The 17982-nt window shown below is 71.3% G+C and carries 11 protein-coding genes; all 11 read right to left on the bottom strand.

Translation table 11 applies throughout. The features are described from left to right. Nucleotides 1–105 precede the first annotated feature (105 nt). Nucleotides 106–4260 (bottom strand): Rne/Rng family ribonuclease, encoded by a 4155-nt coding sequence (locus ACWCXX_RS00595; RefSeq protein WP_451122808.1) that lies wholly within the window; start codon nucleotides 4258–4260, stop codon nucleotides 106–108. Between the two features lie 232 nt (nucleotides 4261–4492). Then, nucleotides 4493–5275: a TIGR03936 family radical SAM-associated protein gene (locus tag ACWCXX_RS00590; RefSeq protein WP_451122806.1), complete on the bottom strand. Its 783-nt coding sequence runs from the start codon at nucleotides 5273–5275 to the stop codon at nucleotides 4493–4495. Nucleotides 5276–5757: 482 nt separating this feature from the next. After that, complete coding sequence (locus ACWCXX_RS00585) at nucleotides 5758–6051, bottom strand: hypothetical protein (RefSeq protein WP_451122804.1); 294 nt, start codon at nucleotides 6049–6051, stop codon at nucleotides 5758–5760. A gap of 126 nt (nucleotides 6052–6177) precedes the next feature. Continuing rightward, nucleotides 6178–7041: an alpha/beta hydrolase gene (locus tag ACWCXX_RS00580; RefSeq protein ID WP_451122802.1), complete on the bottom strand. Its 864-nt coding sequence runs from the start codon at nucleotides 7039–7041 to the stop codon at nucleotides 6178–6180. A 1010-nt stretch (nucleotides 7042–8051) separates the two neighbouring features. Then, the gene (locus ACWCXX_RS00575) at nucleotides 8052–8489 is read right to left on the bottom strand and encodes a hypothetical protein (RefSeq protein ID WP_451122800.1); all 438 of its coding nucleotides are present in this window, start codon (nucleotides 8487–8489) and stop codon (nucleotides 8052–8054) included. Between the two features lie 495 nt (nucleotides 8490–8984). Further along, complete coding sequence (locus tag ACWCXX_RS00570; RefSeq protein WP_451122798.1) at nucleotides 8985–10910, bottom strand: TIGR03960 family B12-binding radical SAM protein; 1926 nt, start codon at nucleotides 10908–10910, stop codon at nucleotides 8985–8987. Nucleotides 10911–10960: 50 nt separating this feature from the next. Next, nucleotides 10961–12535: a CYTH and CHAD domain-containing protein gene (locus tag ACWCXX_RS00565; protein ID WP_451122796.1), complete on the bottom strand. Its 1575-nt coding sequence runs from the start codon at nucleotides 12533–12535 to the stop codon at nucleotides 10961–10963. A gap of 51 nt (nucleotides 12536–12586) precedes the next feature. After that, the gene (gene rodA, locus ACWCXX_RS00560; protein ID WP_451122794.1) at nucleotides 12587–13777 is read right to left on the bottom strand and encodes a rod shape-determining protein RodA; all 1191 of its coding nucleotides are present in this window, start codon (nucleotides 13775–13777) and stop codon (nucleotides 12587–12589) included. Beyond that, nucleotides 13777–15942: a penicillin-binding protein 2 gene (mrdA, locus tag ACWCXX_RS00555; RefSeq protein WP_451122792.1), complete on the bottom strand. Its 2166-nt coding sequence runs from the start codon at nucleotides 15940–15942 to the stop codon at nucleotides 13777–13779. Before mrdA ends, rodA begins: the two co-directional genes overlap by 1 nt. A gap of 238 nt (nucleotides 15943–16180) precedes the next feature. Then, nucleotides 16181–16843 carry a rod shape-determining protein MreD gene (gene mreD / locus ACWCXX_RS00550; RefSeq protein ID WP_451122790.1) on the bottom strand — a complete coding sequence of 221 codons (663 nt, stop codon included), beginning with the start codon at nucleotides 16841–16843 and terminating at the stop codon, nucleotides 16181–16183. 11 nt (nucleotides 16844–16854) lie between these two features. Next, nucleotides 16855–17889, bottom strand: a complete 1035-nt coding sequence (gene mreC / locus ACWCXX_RS00545; RefSeq protein ID WP_451122788.1) for a rod shape-determining protein MreC — start codon at nucleotides 17887–17889, stop codon at nucleotides 16855–16857. Nucleotides 17890–17982 lie beyond the last annotated feature (93 nt).

Below are 17982 nucleotides of genomic sequence, written 5' to 3'. Positions count from 1 at the left end.
GGGACAAGGTGACGCATCCCTCGTGCCGCCTGTTCGCCCACCGCACGCGAAGGAGGCGCGGGTCCCGGAGGACCCGCACCTCTTCCGTCGTGATCCGGCTGCCGGTCAGCTCTCGGCGTCGGCCGGGACGGCGGCCTTCGCCGCCTTCTTGGCCGTCGTCTTCTTCGCGGCGGTCTTCTTGGCGGCCGTCTTCTTGGCCGCCGTCTTCTTCGTCGCCGCCTTCTTGGCCGTGGCCTTCTTGGCGGTCTTGCGGGCCGTCTTCTTGGCCGGGGCCGCCGCTTCGGCGGTCTCGGTCCCGGCCTGCTCGGCCTCGGCCTTCGGCTCGGCGTCCGGCTTCGGCTCGGCCTTCGGAGCGGTCACCACGACGACCTCCGCCCCGTCCGTACCGGCAGGCGAGCCCGCGGGTGCGGTGACCTTGCGGGTCACCCGGCGACGGGCCCTCGGCGGGGCGGCCTCGGGGGCCACCTCCTCGGGCGCGGCTTCGACCTCGGCCTTCGGAGCCTCGGCGACGGGCGCGGCCTCGGCCTGCGGGACCGGCTCGGCGACCTGCTCCGGGACGGCCTGCTCGGCGGCGACCGGCTCGGCCACGGCCTTCGGGGCACCCGCCGGGGCGGTCGCCTTCCGGGTCGCCCGACGACGGGTACGGCCCTGCGGGGCCTCCGCCGCGGGGGTCTCCTCGGCCGCCGGCTCCACAGCCTGCGGCGTCGCGTCGACCGCCACGACCGGCTCCGGCTCGGCGACGGCCGGTTCCGGCTCGGCCACCGGCTCCGGCTCCGCGACCGGCTCGGCCACGGCCTTCGGGGCGCCGGCCGGGGCCGACACCTTGCGGGTCGCACGGCGACGGCCACGGCCGCGCACGGCGGCCTCGGCCTCGGCCGGGCTGCTGTACAGCTCCTCGTCCGGGGCGAACTCCGGTTCGGGCAGCGCCACCGGGGCGGCGACCTCGGCGGCCACCTCGGCCTCGGTCTCGGCCTCGACGGTGGGCTCGTGGCCCTGCTCGACGGCGTGCTCGTGCTCGTGGCCCGCGCCGCCCCGGCCGCGCTTCTTGGAACGCTTGCCGCCGCCACCGACCGAGGAGGGCTGCTCCATGTGCACGATGACGCCGCGCCCGTTGCAGTGGACGCAGGTCTCGGAGAAGGACTCCAGCAGGCCCTGGCCCACCCGCTTGCGGGTCATCTGGACCAGGCCCAGCGAGGTGACCTCGGCGACCTGGTGCTTCGTACGGTCGCGTCCCAGGCACTCCAGCAGGCGTCGCAGCACCAGGTCCCGGTTGGACTCCAGCACCATGTCGATGAAGTCGACGACGACGATGCCGCCGAGGTCGCGCAGCCGCAGCTGGCGCACGATCTCCTCGGCCGCCTCCAGGTTGTTCTTGGTGACGGTCTCCTCGAGGTTGCCGCCCTGACCGGTGAACTTGCCGGTGTTGACGTCGACGACGACCATCGCCTCGGTCTTGTCGATCACCAGCGAGCCGCCGCTCGGCAGGTAGACCTTCCGGTCCAGCGCCTTCATCAGCTGCTCGTCGATGCGGTACGTCGCGAAGATGTCGACCTCGGAGGTCCACCGCGACAGGCGGTCCGCCAGGTCCGGCGCCACCTGCGAGACGTAGCCGTGGATGGTCTCCCACGCGTCGTCGCCGCTGACGATGACCTTGGAGAAGTCCTCGTTGAAGATGTCGCGGACGACCCGGACGGTCATGTCCGGCTCGCCGTAGAGCAGGGTCGGCGCGCTGGAGCTGCCGGTGCTCTTCGACTTCTTCTGGATGTCCTCCCACTGCTGCTGCAGCCGCTCGACGTCGCGGCGCAGCTCGTCCTCGCTCGCGCCCTCCGCGGCGGTACGGACGATGACGCCCGCGTCCTCGGGGACGATCTTCTTGAGGATGGTCTTCAGCCGGGCCCGCTCGGTGTCGGGCAGCTTGCGGCTGATGCCGGTCATCGAGCCCTCGGGCACGTAGACCAGGTAGCGGCCGGGCAGCGAGACCTGGCTGGTCAGGCGGGCGCCCTTGTGGCCGATCGGGTCCTTGGTCACCTGGACGAGGACGGACTGGCCGGACTTGAGGGCGGTCTCGATACGACGCGGCCCGTGGGCCATGCCGAGCGCCTCGAAGTTCACCTCACCGGCGTAGAGCACGGCGTTGCGGCCTTTGCCGATGTCGACGAAGGCGGCCTCCATGGACGGCAGGACGTTCTGCACCTTGCCCAGGTAGACGTTGCCGACGTAGCTGGTCGCCTGCTCCTTGTTGACGTAGTGCTCGACGAGCACGTTGTCCTCGAGGACGCCGATCTGGGTGCGCTCGCCGTTCTGGCGGACGACCATGACCCGCTCCACGGCCTCGCGGCGGGCCAGGAACTCGGCCTCGGTGATGATCGGGACCCGGCGGCGGCCCTGCTCGCGGCCCTCGCGGCGGCGCTGCTTCTTCGCCTCCATACGGGTCGAGCCCTTGATGGACTGGACCTCGTCGAAGCCGGTGCCGGCCTCGCGCTCGGAGTCCTTCCTGCGGGGCTCCCGGACCTTGACGACCGTGCGCTCCGGGTCGTCCGCACCGCTCTCGGTGTCGGCCGTGACGTCACCGCTGCGACGCCGACGGCGGCGGCGACGACGGCTGCTGCTCGAACCCGCGGCGCCCGCCTCGTGCTCCTCTTCCTCCTCCTCGGACTCCTGAGCGCCCTGCGGCTCGTCCTCGGAGTAGTCGGCGGCGGCCTCCTCGCCGTGCTGCTCCACGGCCTCGTCGTTCTCGCTGGCCTCGCCGCGACGGCGACGACGGCCGCCACGACGGCGACGGCGCGAGGGGCGCTCCCCGTACTCGTCCGTCTCGTCGCCCTCGTGCTCGGCCTCGCCCTCGTGCTCGGCCTCGGCCTCCGGCTCCTCCTCGACCTGCTCCTCCGCGGGAGCCGCGACCTCTGCGGGGGCCGCGACCTGCTCGGGCTCGGCGGCCTCGCCGCGACGGCGGCGCCGGCGGCGCGGCGCCGGCGGCGCGGCCTCGGCGGCCGGGGCCTCGGTGACGGCGGTCGACTCCTCGACCGTGACGTCCTCCTCCTCGACCTCGTCGTGGCGCGACGCGGCAGCGGCGGCTGCAGCCGTCTCCGGGGTCTGGAACATCGGCTCAGTGAAGACCGGCGCCTGGAACACGGCCACGGCGGGACGCGCGGCACGGCGGCTCCTGCGCACCGGCTCCTCGTCCTTCCCGGTGAACTCCGGCTTCCCGGTGAACTCCGGACGGCCCGCGGCGGCGGTGGCCCGGCGGCGCTGACGGCCGCGCGGGGCTGCCTCCTCGGCCTCCGCCGCAGCGGGTTCCTCGACCGCAGGGGTCTCCTCGGCCGCGACGGGCTCGGCGGCCTCCGGCTCCACGGCGCTTTCGGCGGCCTTCGGCGCACCCGCCGGGGCGGTCGCCTTGCGGACCGCACGACGACGCGGACGCGCGGGCGCGGCCTCCACGACCTCTGCCTCGGTCTCCTCCGGGGTCTCGACGGGCGCGGCGGCCTCCGGCTCGACGACCTCGGCGCTCGCGGGCGCGGCGGCGGACTGCGGCGCACCGGCCGGGGCCGAGGCCCTGCGCCGGGTACGGCCGCGCGGGGCGGCGGGCGCGGGTTCCACGACCGGCTCGGGCTCCGGCTCCACGACCGGCTCCTCGGGCTCGACGGCGGCGGGCGCCTCCTCGACGTTCTCCACGGTCTCGGCGGCCTTCGGCGCACCGGCCGGAGCCGTCGCCTTGCGGACCGCACGACGACGCGGACGCGCGGGCGCGGCCTCCACGACCTCGGCCGCCGCCTCGGCGGCGGGCGCCTCCTCGACGACCTCCACGGTCTCGGCGGCCTTCGGCGCACCGGCCGGAGCCGTCGCCTTGCGGACCGCACGACGACGCGGACGCGCGGGCGCGGCCTCCACGACCTCTGCCGCCGGCGTCTCCGCCACGGCTTCCACGGTTCCGGTGCTCGCGGCGGGCTCCACCGCTTCGGCCGCCTCGGCGGCCTTCGGGGCACCGGCCGGAGCGGTCGCCTTGCGGACCGCGCGACGGCGCGGGCGGGCGGGCGGTGCGGCTTCCGCCTGCGGGGCGCTCTCGGCGCCGGTCACGGCGTCGCCGTCGGACGCCGCGGCGTCAGCGGCAGGTATGGCCGGCGTCGCCGTGTCCGTTGCCTCCGCCATCGGCGGTCCGGCCGGGCGGGACGCGGCGCGGCGCCTGCGGCGCGGCGGCAGCTTGTCGCCGGGTGCGTTGTTCTCTTCGGCGTTCCCGGTCGTGCCGGGCTCGTTGGACTGGGGCATGCGGGCGGTTCTCCCGTCAGGCTCCCGGGCGCCGCGTCTGTTTCCGGTCCGGCGCGGTCCGCGCGATGTACGCGGGCCCGCCGTCCGGGGCGCGGGCGCCGCACGGGAGCTCAATGTCTGGCTCGCCGGTTCCGTACGCGCTGGGCGGACGGCCTGGCGAAAGTCTTATGGGTCATCGCGCGGCCCGAACCGGATGGCTCCCGAGTCGCGGGGCCGCGCTGCAACGACCGCCTTACGCGGAACCTGCACCTTCCGGCGCCGTCGCGACGGCGGTCCCGGCGGCCATGGGTGGAGCGGCCGGAGCTGCCTCGCGGTCGGGCGCGAGCGGGTCGGTCACCGTGCCGGACTCCTCGTCGAAGAGCCCCTGCGCCAGCCTGGTCACCGCTGCGGGGACCGGCGGCGCCAGGTCGGCCACAACGCGGAGACCGGACAGGACGTCGTCAGGTCGCACGGCAGGTGTCACGTGCCGAACAACCAGCCGCAGTATCGCACAGGGCCCGTCCCCGGACCTATCAGGTCGGGGATCGAGCGCCTCCAGGTCGACCACGGCGGCACGGGCGTCGAAGGTGCGCACGCCGTTCTTCGCCCGGCGCTGGACCTCGACCGTCTCGGCCCCGTTGAAGGCGGCGACGGCCCTGGCCGCGTCCGCCACGTCCACGCCGTCGAGGCGCAGCTCCCAGACGGAGGCGGTCAGCCGGTCGGCGAGGCCCGAGGTACGGGCCTCCACGGCATCGGTGATGTCGAGACCGTCCGGCAGCGAGGCGTCGAGCTGCTCGCGCAGCACGGCCGGGTCGCGGTGCTCGGTGAGAGCGATCTCCAGGAACTCGGCCTCGCTGCCCGTACCGGTGGGGGCGGCGTTGGCGTACGACACCTTCGGGTGCGGGGTGAAGCCGGCCGAGTAGGCCATGGGCACCTCGGAGCGGCGCAGCGCCCGCTCGAAGGCACGCTGGAAGTCGCGGTGACTGGTGAACCGGAGGCGGCCGCGCTTGGTGTAGCGCAGTCGGATGCGCTGCACCGCCGGTGCGGGCGGCGGGCCTTCGGGCTGTCGCTTGCCCAGTGGTTCTTCTCCTCGGTGCGGGACGGACGCGGTGGCACGCCGCCCTCGAAATGCGGGTGGCCCGGGGTCCCGGTCCGGCTCACCCCCGCTCGGCGTACTTCCCTCCGGGCGGGGAGATCTCTGGTTCGGGCGCCGCGCTGGGCACAGTCGTTGTACTACCCAGAGTACGCGCAAGGACCCTCCCCGGTTCCCGGGGCTCGCCCCCCACCGAAGCGTCGCCCCGCATCGGCCGGGCAGGCCCCGGATTCACACCGGGTCGTTGCTCGGCATTGCCGAGGGAATCGGCTTCTCGGACGACCAGAAGTCGGAGTGAACATCGGGACGGGGAATCGGGTACTCGTATTCGGGCCCGTGCGCTCGGGCAGTGGGATCCGCCACTTCCGACTTCTCGACGCAAGGAGAGTCGGCGGTGAAGGTGAACTGCCCTTCCGCTCCGACACTCACGGAAACCTCGAAGCCGTCCTGCGTCTCCGCGAAGATCGCCGGAACTTTTGGCTCCTGTTGACCGACTTGATTGCGTACCCCTTCTTCTCCCAGGAGCGCTGCACCACTCCGAGGAGGTTGCCGCGCCGTTCCTCGGAGACGATGGTCATCACCACGCGCCGCCGGGTCACTTCGCAGTTTCCTGTCGTGGTCGCACCGCGGGTCCAGTGAATTTCTGGCTTGATCGCGTCCAGCGTCGCGTCGAGCATGCGGTCCTGGTGCTCAGCCGCTTCCTGCACGGTGATCTTCACAGATGCCTTCTGGTGTTCTTTCACGGTCTTTCCCGAAGAATCTCCGTCCGTGATCTCCGTCCGTGCTGCATGCCGAAGCCGCGAGCCAGATGACGACAGCGAGCAGGTGGAGGATGCGGAGCTTCTTCACCGTGGCTGCTCCCGGCTGATTTCATCCGGGTTACCGGACACGATCAATGAAATGTTCCGTTCCGACTCGGACGGCCGTCGGGTACCGCCGCCGTCTCCGACGTCGAAGCAGTCGGAGTGGGCCGGCATGGCGCCCTTGCCTCCGACGACCGGAACCGGCCCGTCGTCGGCCGCGAAGCGCGTTGCTCCGAACCGGTGGTGTGCCGGGTCCGTGCCGAACCACACCTGATCACCGGACAGGTCGGCGAAGTACGAAGGGAGGATTCCTGTCGCCAGGCCTGCGGCCCGAGCCTTCGAAGGCAGTCTGGTCGCCAGGTCGTTGTCCGCTGCACCGACGAACACGTGATTCTTGCCCACGTTCGGATCCCGGGCGTGATCCGCACCCGTACCGGGGCTGCCCACGAGGACGATGTCGTCGGCACCCGGAATTCCGCCGTCGCGCTGCGCCGCCTGGCCGACAGTGAACGACCCGTAGGAATGCCCGACCGCCGTAATGTGCGGATCTGCATGGTCATTCGTAGCGGAGATCCCGGCCATGAACTCGTTGCAGGAAGTCGCTCCGGCGCCGGCTCTCTCGGTCCCCATGACGTCCAAGTTGCGGATGTTCTGCGGCAGGTTGCTGTCAAAGCCTGTCTGCGGGGCGTCGTAGCCGAGCCAGGCGATCGAGGCGCTCGAGCGGTCGAACGACTGGGCATCGATCGCAATGCCACTGGCTCGTTTGAGGTCGCCACCGGCAAAACCGGCATCCAGTGACGTATTCAAACCAGGAATGTAGGCTGACACATTTTTCGCAGTGTCCGGGTTTCCATACGTCACGATCGCCCGGCCGTTTCCTTCCGTACCGATCCCCAGCAAGTACATGGGGCGGCATCTTCGAGTCCTGGTGCGTCAGCTTGTACTGGACCTCCTTGAGGCCCTCCAGCTTGGCCCGGGACTTCGCGTCGTCCTGGCCTTCCAGCTGGGCGAGGAGCAGCTGGATGTTCTCGCGGTTCGCCTCGTCACGTGCCGCGGCCGGGATGCCGTCCAGATTCCCCACCACTTCAGGGAACGCAGCGATGCATTCCTCGCGCTGCTCCTTGCTGAGGTGGTCCCACCATTCCTTGCGGTCCGCGGGCGGCTTGTCGAACGGGATCTGCTTCTCCAGGTACTTCTGAGCGGCCGTGCTCACCGCGTCGGCGTCCGAGGCCACGTCCACCCATGCCCTGGTGTCGACCGTGAGGCCCGGGGCGGCCTTGAGCTTGTGGAGTGCCGAGCTGTACCGCTCGTCGATCTCGCGTGCTTCCCACAGCGCGCGGGCGAGGCGGTCGGCGATGTCCTGGGCCCCGGCGCGGTGCGGGTCGGGGCTCTTCAGTGCCGGTCCGCCCGGTCCCGCAGCGGGGTCGTACATGCCGTTGGCGTCGTAGTGCAGGCCCGGGTTCCCGGCACCGATGAGGCCGTTGTGGCCCATCACGGAACCGCCGGGCAGCGTGTCGCCGGTCAGCTCGTTCCTGCCACCGGCCGGGGAGTCGATGCTGCCGTTGTCGTTGACGGTGCAGCCGAGGGAAGCGGCATCGTCGAGGGCGTCGCGCAACCGGCGCTGCGGGGTGCCGAGTTCACCGGCGAGCGCGTCGAGGGCGCCCCGGACCAGACCGGTCTCGGTGTGGATGTAGCGGTAGTTCTCGCTCAGTCGCCTCAACCGCTTCACGGCTGCCCGGGGCGGACTCGCTGTTCTGGGTCCTGACGAGCCTGCCGCTCATGTCGCCGTCGACGCGTTCGCGGGCCGCGTCGGCGAACGCGGAGGCGGCCCGCCAGCCGTCGGCGGCACCGGTCAGCTCCGACGGTTCGAGGTCGCGGAGCCGCTGCCAGGTCAGCCCGGATGCTGTGGCCATGGTCTACTCGCCCCTCCGCGTCCCCGGCACCGTGACCGCCTTCGCGCTGTCCCCCACCTCGGCGTCCACTTCGGCGAAGTCCACAGCCACCTGCCGCAGTTTCGGCTCCAGGGAACCACACTCCTCACGGACACGGCCGAGGCGTTCGTCCCACGAGGCGAGCACGGACTTGAGCGCTCCGAGGCTGGCCAGCCCGGCCAGACCGCCGGCCGTGTCCTCGTGAGCTCTCCGCAGGTCGACCTTCGCGGTGATCGTGCGGGTCTGGAGGTCGTCCGCCGTGCCGGCCGCCTTCGTCCACGGGCCGCCCCTGTGCCTGAGCGTTCCGGCATCGCCCCCACCACCGCCGGGGCGGACCCGCGTGGCCGCCGTCCCCCGGAAGGCCGTCGATTCTGTAATCGCGCGGTGTACTGCTCGGCAGCCTGCGACTTGAGCCGTTCCCACTCGTCCCACAACCTCGGTGATCGTCCTCCCCCTGTCCCGGGCCGAACTCGGGAGAGCCCCGCTCCACTTCGCTCGTGCGCCGCAAGGTTGCCGCGACAGAAGTCACGGACCGGCCGCGCTGTGTCGCGTGCGCCTCATCGCTCGAACCGGCCCCGAGTATCCGTGCCCGCTCCCGGCGCCGAACAGAGAACACGCCGTTACTCCTCTGCTACGGCTCAGAACGATCGCCGCGCGGCAACCGGACCGCCACCTCGCCGAACGGCACGACCAGGCCCGACCTCGGCAACACAACACGCCACCCTCTCCTGGAGAGGCCGGCCGGCTGAGGAACGAACGCCGCTCCACCGGTCCTCCGAAGGTCCTTGCCAGGGCTTGGCACACCGGCCGCGGCAGAGCCCGGTGCTTGCCGTGCACGACGCGAAGGCCCGGTCCGGGGCTTCCCCGGACCGGGCCTTCGTCACCCAGTCGTCAGCTGCGGGAAAACTCCCGCGGCGGCTACTTCACAACCGAAAGCGGCAGCAGCTTCTTGCCGGTCGGGCCGATCTGGATGCTGGTGTCCATCTGCGGGCAGACGCCGCAGTCGAAGCACGGGGTCCAGCGGCAGTCCTCGACCTCGGTCTCGTCGAGCGCGTCCTGCCAGTCCTCCCAGAGCCAGTCCTTGTCGAGACCGGAGTCCAGGTGGTCCCAGGGCAGGACCTCCTCGTAGGTCCGCTCGCGGGTGGTGTACCAGTCGACGTCCACGCCGTACTCGGGCAGCGTCTTGTCCGCGGCGGTCATCCAGCGGTCGTAGCTGAAGTGCTCGCGCCAGCCGTCGAAACGGCCGCCGGACTCGTAGACGGCACGGATGACGGAGCCGACGCGGCGGTCGCCGCGCGAGAGCAGGCCCTCGACGATGCCGGGCTTGCCGTCGTGGTAGCGGAAGCCGATGGAGCGGCCGTACTTCTTGTCGCCGCGGATCTTGTCGCGGAGCTTGGCCAGGCGCTCGTCGGTCTCCTCGGCGCTCAGCTGCGGGGCCCACTGGAACGGCGTGTGCGGCTTGGGCACGAAGCCGCCGATGGAGACGGTGCAGCGGATGTCGTTCTGGCCGGAGACCTCGCGGCCCTTGGCGATCACGTTGACCGCCATGTCGCCGATCTGGAGGACGTCCTCGTCGGTCTCGGTGGGCAGGCCGCACATGAAGTACAGCTTCACCTGGCGCCAGCCGTTGCCGTACGCGGTGGCGACGGTACGGATGAGGTCCTCCTCCGAGACCATCTTGTTGATGACCTTGCGCATCCGCTCGGAGCCGCCCTCGGGGGCGAAGGTGAGGCCGGAACGGCGGCCGTTGCGGGTCAGCTCGTTGGCCAGGTCCACGTTGAACGCGTCGACGCGGGTGGAGGGCAGCGAGAGGCCGATCTTGTCCTCGGTGTACCGGTCGGCGAGGCCCTTGGCGATCTCGCCGATCTCGGTGTGGTCCGCGGAGGAGAGCGAGAGCAGGCCGACCTCCTCGAAGCCGGTCGCCTTGAGGCCCTTGTCGACCATCTCGCCGATGCCGGTGATGCTTCGCTCCCGGACGGGGCGCGTGATCATGCCGGCCTGGCAGAAACGGCAGCCGCGGGTGCAGCCGCGGAAGATCTCGACGGACATCCGCTCGTGGACGGTCTCGGCGAGGGGGACGAGGGGCTGCTTCGGGTACGGCCACTCGTCGAGGTCCATCACGGTGTGCTTGGACACCCGCCACGGCACGCCCGAGCGGTTGGGCACGACGCGGCCGATGCGCCCGTCGGGGAGGTACTCGACGTCGTAGAAGCCCGGCACGTAGACGTTGCCGGTCTTCGCGAGGCGGAACAGCACCTCCTCGCGTCCGCCGGGGCGGCCCTCGGCCTTCCAGGCGCGGATGATCTCGGTGATCTCCAGGACGGCCTGTTCGCCGTCGCCGATGACCGCACAGTCGATGAACTCGGCGATCGGCTCGGGGTTGAACGCGGCGTGGCCGCCGGCCAGCACGATCGGGTCGTCGAGGGTGCGGTCCGCGGCGTCCAGCGGGATGCCCGCGAGGTCCAGCGCGGCAAGCATGTTGGTGTAGCCGAGCTCGGTGGAGAAGCTCAGCCCGAAGACGTCGAACGCCTTGACCGGGCGGTGGCTGTCCACGGTGAACTGCGGGACCTTGTGCTCGCGCATCAGCTCCTCGAGGTCCGGCCACACGCTGTAGGTGCGCTCGGCGAGGACGCCCCGGCGCTCGTTGAGCACCTCGTACAGGATCATGACGCCCTGGTTGGGGAGCCCGACCTCGTACGCGTCCGGGTACATCAACGCCCAGCGGACGTCGCATTCGTCCCACGGCTTGACGGTGGAGTTCAGCTCACCGCCGACGTACTGGATGGGCTTCTGCACATGCGGGAGCAGAGCTTCGAGCTGTGGGAAGACCGAATCGACTGACATCGCGAACTTTCGAGAGCCGGCAGGGGTGACCATCCAGCGTACCCCGACGCTCAGCCTTCCAGCGCCGACCGGAGTTCCGGCCGCGACGCCCGCGCCCAGACCTCCGGCAGCTCCCGCTCGCGGGCGGCGGCGGCCGCTTCCTCCCGCCCGTACAGCAGTCCCCAGGTGAAGGCCGACTCCCCCGCCGCGTGGGCCTGGGCGGCCAGGATCCGCAGGGCCTCGCGGGCCACCACGCTGTCCTGGTGGTCGCCGAGGAGGCTCTGCACCGCCTTCATCCGTTTGGTGAACCGCTTGGCAGGTTTGCCGAGCGCGGGGCGGGCCGCCTCCGCCGCGTAACGGGCGCGTTTGGCGGCCTTGCGGGCCCCGTGCAGGGCGAGGTCCCGGTCGTGGCCGGGCGGGAGGTCCAGGGCGTGGTCGATGCGTGTCGCGAGCCGCCCGTACTCCTTCAGCAGGGCGCGGGGCAGCTCCCGGCCGGGAGCGCGGGACGCGGCGGGCAGCAGCGGCGGGTCCGCGAGCAGGGCGTCGAGGCTCTCCAGGAGCGCCAGGTACCGCTTCCCGTCGAGCACGGCCACCGTGCGGCGGCGGGAGCCCGCCCGGCAGGCCGTCGACCTGATCCGGAGCCGGCCGCGGACCGGGCCGAGGAGCAGGGTGCGGGGCAGCTCGTCGAGGCGGCCGAGCAGCCGGGCGTCGAGCACCTCCTGGTCGCGGTCGATGCCCAGCTCGGCGGCCAGCCACTTCAGCTCGTCACCGACCGGTCCGGTGACGTCACGGTCGAGGATCCTGCGGTACGTCCGCAGGGCGCTGCGCAGTCTGCGGGTGGCGACCCGCATCTGGTGCACGGAGTCCGGGAGGTCCCGGCGCACGGCGGGGTCGAGGGCGACGATCGCGTCGGCCTGGCGGCGTACGTACGCGAGGACGTGGTCGCCCGCCGTGGGGTGCGCGCTCCTCCTGCGGGCCGCCTTCTCCCGCTCCTTCGCTTCCTTCTTCGCCTTCTTCGTCTTCTCCGTGGAATCGGGGGCGGGCTCGGGCTCCGTCTCGGCGAGGGCCCTGGCCAGCTTGGACGCGGACGTGGACGGACGGATCCCGGCCTCGCGCAGTCGGCTCTCCACGGCGTCCAGGAGCGCCGGGTCGCCGTCGTCGGCGAGTTCGACCTCGATCTCGGTCCAGGTGGCCGTGGAGCCGCCGTCCGTCAGCCGTACGGCCCGCACCGCATCGATGACGACCTCGGCGAGCAGCGCTCCTCGGGCGTCGACCAGGTGGTGGACGTCACGGGCGGAGAACAGCCGGACGACCGGGAGGAGCGGGGCGCCCCGGACCCGGGAGCGGATCAGGCCCGCCAGGGAGCGCGGCAGGGTGGCGGAGAGGGGTTCGCGCAGCTCGTCCCGGATGCCCGGGGCGACCGGGAACTTGAGGTGCCACCCGGCGTCGCTCCCGCCGGTGCGGCGGCGCAGGGTGAGGGAGTCCGCCGCGAGCCGGTGGTCCTCGGTGTCGTGGTAGACGGCGTCCAGCTCGGTGACGCCCCGAGGGACGACGGCCGAGACCCCGGGCACCCGGCTCAGGTCGGGCAGCCGGGTCCCGGCCGGGGCTTCGTACTTCCGCTCGATCTCACGCTTCGAGTCCGCCATGACCCGAATCTAGACGTGTTGTCCGTAAATGTGCAGTGCTCCCGCACCGGCTCAGGCGCTTATCGGCCGCTGCACCCTGATCGACTGGAGCAGTCCGACGGCCACCCAGACGGCGAACATCGAGGATCCCCCGTACGAGACGAAGGGCAGCGGGAGTCCGGCGACCGGCATGATGCCGAGCGTCATCCCGATGTTCTCGAACGACTGGAAGGCGAACCAGGCGATGATCCCGGCGGCGACGATCGTGCCGTACAGCTCGGTCGTCTCGCGGGCGATCCGGCAGGCGCGCCACAGCACGACGCCGAGCAGGACGAGGATCAGCCCGGCGCCGAGGAAGCCCAGTTCCTCGCCCGCGACGGTGAAGACGAAGTCGGTCTGCTGCTCGGGGACGAACTGGCCGGTGGTCTGGGTGCCCTGGAAGAGGCCCGTGCCGTACAGCCCGCCGGAGCCGATCGCGATCCTGGCCTGATTGGTGTTGTAGCCGACGCCCGCCGGGTCGAGCGCGGGGTTGGCGAAGGCGGCGAAGCGGGCGATCTGGTAGTCGTCGAGCAGGCCGAGCTGCCAGATGGCGACGGCGCCGCCCGCGCCCGCGCCGAGGAGCCCGAAGACCCAGCGGTTCGAGGCGCCGGAGGCGAGGAGCACTCCGAGCACGATGACGGCCATGACCATCACGGAGCCGAGGTCCGGCATCCCCATGACGATGGCCATCGGGACGGCCGCCAGACCGAGGGCCTTGGCGACGGTCCGGTGGTCGGGGTGGAGCTGGTCGCCCGCGTCGACGCGCTCGGCGAGCAGCATCGCCATGACCAGAATGATGGTGATCTTGGTGAATTCGGAGGGCTGGAGCGAGAAGCCGCCGCCGATGATGATCCAGGCGTGGGCGCCGTTGACGGTGGCGCCGAGCGGGGTGAGGACCGCCAGCACCAGGACCACCGACAGGCCGTACAGGATCGGGACGGCGCCGCGCAGGGTCCGGTGGCCGAGCCAGATCGTGCCGACCATCAGGGCGAAGCCGATGCCGGTGTTGAGCGCGTGCCGCAGGAGGAAGTAGTACGGGTCGCCGTGGGTGAGCGAGTCGCGGCCCCGGGTCGCCGAGTAGACCAGCAGCGAGCCGATGAAGGAGAGCGCGATCGCGGACCCGAGCAGCGGCCAGTCGAGTTTGCGCACGACGGAGTCGCGGGCGGTGAGCCTGCCCCAGGCGGAGCGTTCGGGGGCGTACCGCTGGACGGAGAAGCCGGCCATCAGTCGCGCCTCCCCAGGACCGCCGCGAGGGTCTGTTCCTCGGTGGTCTTCTGCGAGCCGGGGTCGTAGGGCTTGATCTGCGGGGCGTCGATCGAGCCGTCCGGCTGGATCTTGGGCAGGGACTTCTGCGGGGTGGGCAGCAGCGCCTTCTTCAGGTCCTGCTTGCCGGAGTCGTCGAGTCCGTAGAGGGCGTCGTAGATGTTGCGCACGGCGGGCCCGGAGGCGCCGGAGCCGGTGCCGCCCTGGGAGATCGTCATGACGATCGAGTAGTCCTTGGTGTACGTGGCGAACCAGGAGGTCGTCTGCTTGCCGTAGACCTCGGCCGTACCCGTCTTGGCGTGCATCGGGATCTTGTCCTGCGGCCAGCCGCCGAATCGCCAGGCGGCCGAACCGCGGGTCGCGACTCCCGCGAGGGCCTTGTCCATGTCGTTGCGGGTCTGGCGGGTGAAGGGCAGCTTGCCGTGCGACTTGGGCTCGATCATCTCGACGGTCTTGCCGTCGCCGCTGACGATCGCCTTGCCGACGGTGGGGTCGTAGAGCGTGCCGCCGTTGGAGATCGCGGCGTAGATGGTGGCCATCTGGATCGGGGTGACGAGGGTGTCGCCCTGGCCGATCGAGTAGTTGACGGAGTCACCGGCGCGCATCTTGTCGCCCTCGAGGCAGTTCTCGTAAGCGATCTGCTCGACGTACGTGCCGCCCTTCTTGCCCTGCTTGCACCAGGCGTCCTTGTTCGCGTTGTAGAAGTCCTGCTTCCACTTGCGGTCGGGGACCCGGCCGCCGACCTCGTTGGGGAGGTCGATGCCGGTCTCCTTGCCGAGGCCGAACTGGTGGGCGGTCTTGTAGAACCAGTCCTTGGGGTGCTTCTTGGGCTTGTTGCCGCCGTCCTTGGCCCATTCCTTGTGCGCGAGGGCGTAGTAGACGGTGTCGCAGGAGACCTCCAGAGCCCGGCCGATGGTGATGGAGCCGTGGCCCTGGGACTCGAAGTTCTTGAAGGTCTGGCCGCCGATGCTGTACGAGCTGGGGCAGGGGTAGTTGCCGTTGAAGGGGTAGCCGGCGTTGACCGCGGCGGTCGACGAGATGACCTTGAAGATCGAGCCGGGGGCGGCCTGGCCCTGGATGGCCCGGTTCAGCAGCGGGTAGTTGGAGTTCTTGCCGGTGAGCTTGGCGTAGTCCTTGGCGGAGATGCCGCCGACCCAGGCGTTGGGGTCGTAGTTCGGCAGGGAGGCCATGGCGACGACGCGGCCGGTCTTCGCCTCCATGACGACGACGGCGCCGGAGTCGGCCTTGTAGTTCTCGCCGGTGTTCTTGTCGAACGCCTGGCGGGCCGTCTTCATGGCCTCGTTGAGCTCGTACTCGGCGACGGCCTGGACCCGGGCGTCGATGGAGGTGACGACGCTGGAGCCGGGCTTCGCCTCGTCGTTCTTCGCCTGGCCGATGACCCGGCCGAGGTTGTCGACCTCGTAGCGGGTGACGCCCGCCTTGCCGCGCAGCTCCTTGTCGTAGGTGCGTTCCAGGCCGGAGCGGCCGACCTGGTCGGAGCGCAGGTACGGCGAGTCGGTGTCCTGGGCCTTGGTGATCTCCTCGTCGGTGACGGGCGAGAGGTAGCCGAGGACCTGGGCCGTGTTGGCCTTGCCTGGGGCGGGATAGCGGCGTACGGCGGTGGGTTCGGCGGTGATGCCGGGGAAGTCCTCGGCCCGTTCGCGGATCTGGAGGGCCTGCTGGGTGGTGGCCTCGTCGGTGACCGGGATCGGCTGGTACGGGGAGCCGTTCCAGCAGGGCTGCGGCGTCTTGGAGTCGCAGAGCCGGACCTTGTCGAGGACCTCCTTGGGCTTCATGTCGAGGACGTCGGCGAGCCGGGTCAGCACGCTCTTGCCGTCGTCCTCCATCTTCATCAGCTCGGTGCGGCTCGCGGAGACCACCAGCCGGGTCTCGTTGTCGGCGAGCGGCACACCGCGCGCGTCGAGGATGGAGCCGCGGACGGCGGGCTGGACGACCTGCTGGACGTGGTTGTTCTTCGCCTCGTCGCTGTACTCCTGGCCGTTTCGGATCTGGAGGTACCAGAGGCGTCCGCCGAGGGTGAGCAGCAGGGAGAAGACGAGTACCTGGATGACGGCGAGCCTGATCCGGACCCGCTGGGTCCGTCCGGTCTCGGGGATGTTGCTCACGCGGCGCCCCCGCCAGGTCGTGTCCGACAAATGGCGCCGTCCGCCCGCAGGGCGGGGCGCGCGGCGTCCGGTGCGTGCAGTCGCAAGGCGGAGGATCGTCCTCGCACCGGGCGTACTCGGACGACTCCGACACCGCGGCGAATGCGGGTGCCGGGCGTCGTGCGCCGGGCGGGATCGGTCGGACACGGCCTGGTGGTCGGGCCGTTGGCCCGGGGGGCGGCCCCCCTGTGGTGCGGCCTCACAGTCGCTTGACTCCCTTGATCCGTCCGGCGCGTGCCGCGCGGGTACGGGCGGCCTTGATGCGCAGTCCGCCGCGCTGGCTGCCGATCCGCAGCCCGGTGCCGGAGGCGAGCCAGCCCGCGGCCACGTCCCCGCCGCCGGAGGTGTCGGCGAGCGGATCGTTCACCGTGCGTCTGGCGACGGCCATGATCAGCGGTACGACGAAGGGCGCGAGGAGCAGGTCGTAGACGGCGGCGGTGAACAGCAGGCTGCCGAGGCCGACATGACGGGCCGCCGTGTCCCCGACGAGCGCGCCGACGAGCGCGTACAGCAGGGTCGAGCCGATCGCCGCGACGACGACGCCGGTCATCGGGACCATCGCCGACTTCAGCTGTCCGTTCTCCGGCTTCACCAGCCCGGCCAGATAGCCGATGACGCAGAGGACCAGGGCGTAGCGACCGGCGGCGTGGTCGGCGGGCGGCGCCAGGTCGGCGAGGAGCCCCGCGCCGAAGCCGATGAGGGCGCCGCTGACGTGCCCGTACACGAAGGCGAGGCCGAGGACGACCAGGAGCAGCAGGTCCGGCACGGCGCCGGGGAGCTGGAGGCGGGCGAGCACGGAGACCTGGACGACGAGGGCGACCACGACCAGGACCGTGGAGAGCAGGATCCGGTTCAGACGCATGGAGATCAGCTCTACCTCTGCTCGGTTGCCGCGGTGCCGGCGTTCGGGGTGGCGTCCGGGCTGCCGCTGGGGTCCGGGCTCTCGTGAATGTTGCCGACGACGTTCCCCTCCGTGTCGACGATGTCGCCGTTGGGCGAGATCGTGACGGTGACGGTGGGGGTGGGCTTCGGCTTGGCGGGCTTGGCGGGCTGCTTCGGCAGGACCATGTCCCGGGGGTCCTCGCGCGGTGCCTGGACCACGACGCCGACGATGTCGAGCTTGCTGAACCCGACGTACGGACGGACGTAGACGGTACGGGTCAGGTCACCGCCGGACGGGTCGACGCGGACGACCTCGCCGACCGGGACACCGGGCACGAACGGCTTGTCCTTGCTGGAGCCGAAGGTGACGAGCCGGTCTCCCTTCTTCACCTTGGCCCTGCCGTTGAGGAACTGGACCGACAGCGGCCGGGTGCCCTGGCCGGTGGCGAAGCCGAGCTCGTCGGTCTTCTCCATGCGGGTGCCGACGGTGAAGTCGGGGTCGTTGGCCAGGAGCACCGTGGCGGTGTCCGGGCCGACGGTGGTGACCCGGCCGACCAGCCCGTCGCCGTTGATGACGGTCATGTCGCGCTTGATCCCGTCGCGGGAGCCCGCGTCGATGGTGACCGTCCAGGAGAAGCCCTGGGCCGCTCCTATGGCGATGACCTCGGCGGCCTTGATGCCGTACTGTCCGGCGGCCGACTTCTTCAGCATCCGGTCGAGCTCGCGGGCCCGGCTGCGGTTGCGGTCGTCGCTGCCGAGCTTCGCCTTGAGCTCGGCGTTCTGCTGCTCCAGCTGGGCGATCCGGTTGTGCCGCTCACCGGAGTCGCGCACCGCCCCTATGGCGTTGCCCACCGGGTCGACGGCTGCCGCGACGCCGTTCTCGACCGGCCCGAGGGCCGCTGCGGCGGCCCGCCGGGCGCCGTCCACCGGTGACTCCTCGCCCCCGCGGATGTCCACCGTGATCAATGCGAACGCGATGGCGATCAGCAGCACCAGGAGCAGCCGGCTCTCTCGTGTGTCCCTCACGTGCGGCGGCCGTGCCTTCCTCGTCGGAATGTTCGTGCCTGTATATCAACGATCGGCCGCACGGATCGGCAGTGTTCCGTACAGCGGACCGAT

The organism is Streptomyces sp. NPDC001732, assembly GCF_053596315.1.
This window is presented reverse-complemented; position numbering and strand designations above follow the sequence as displayed.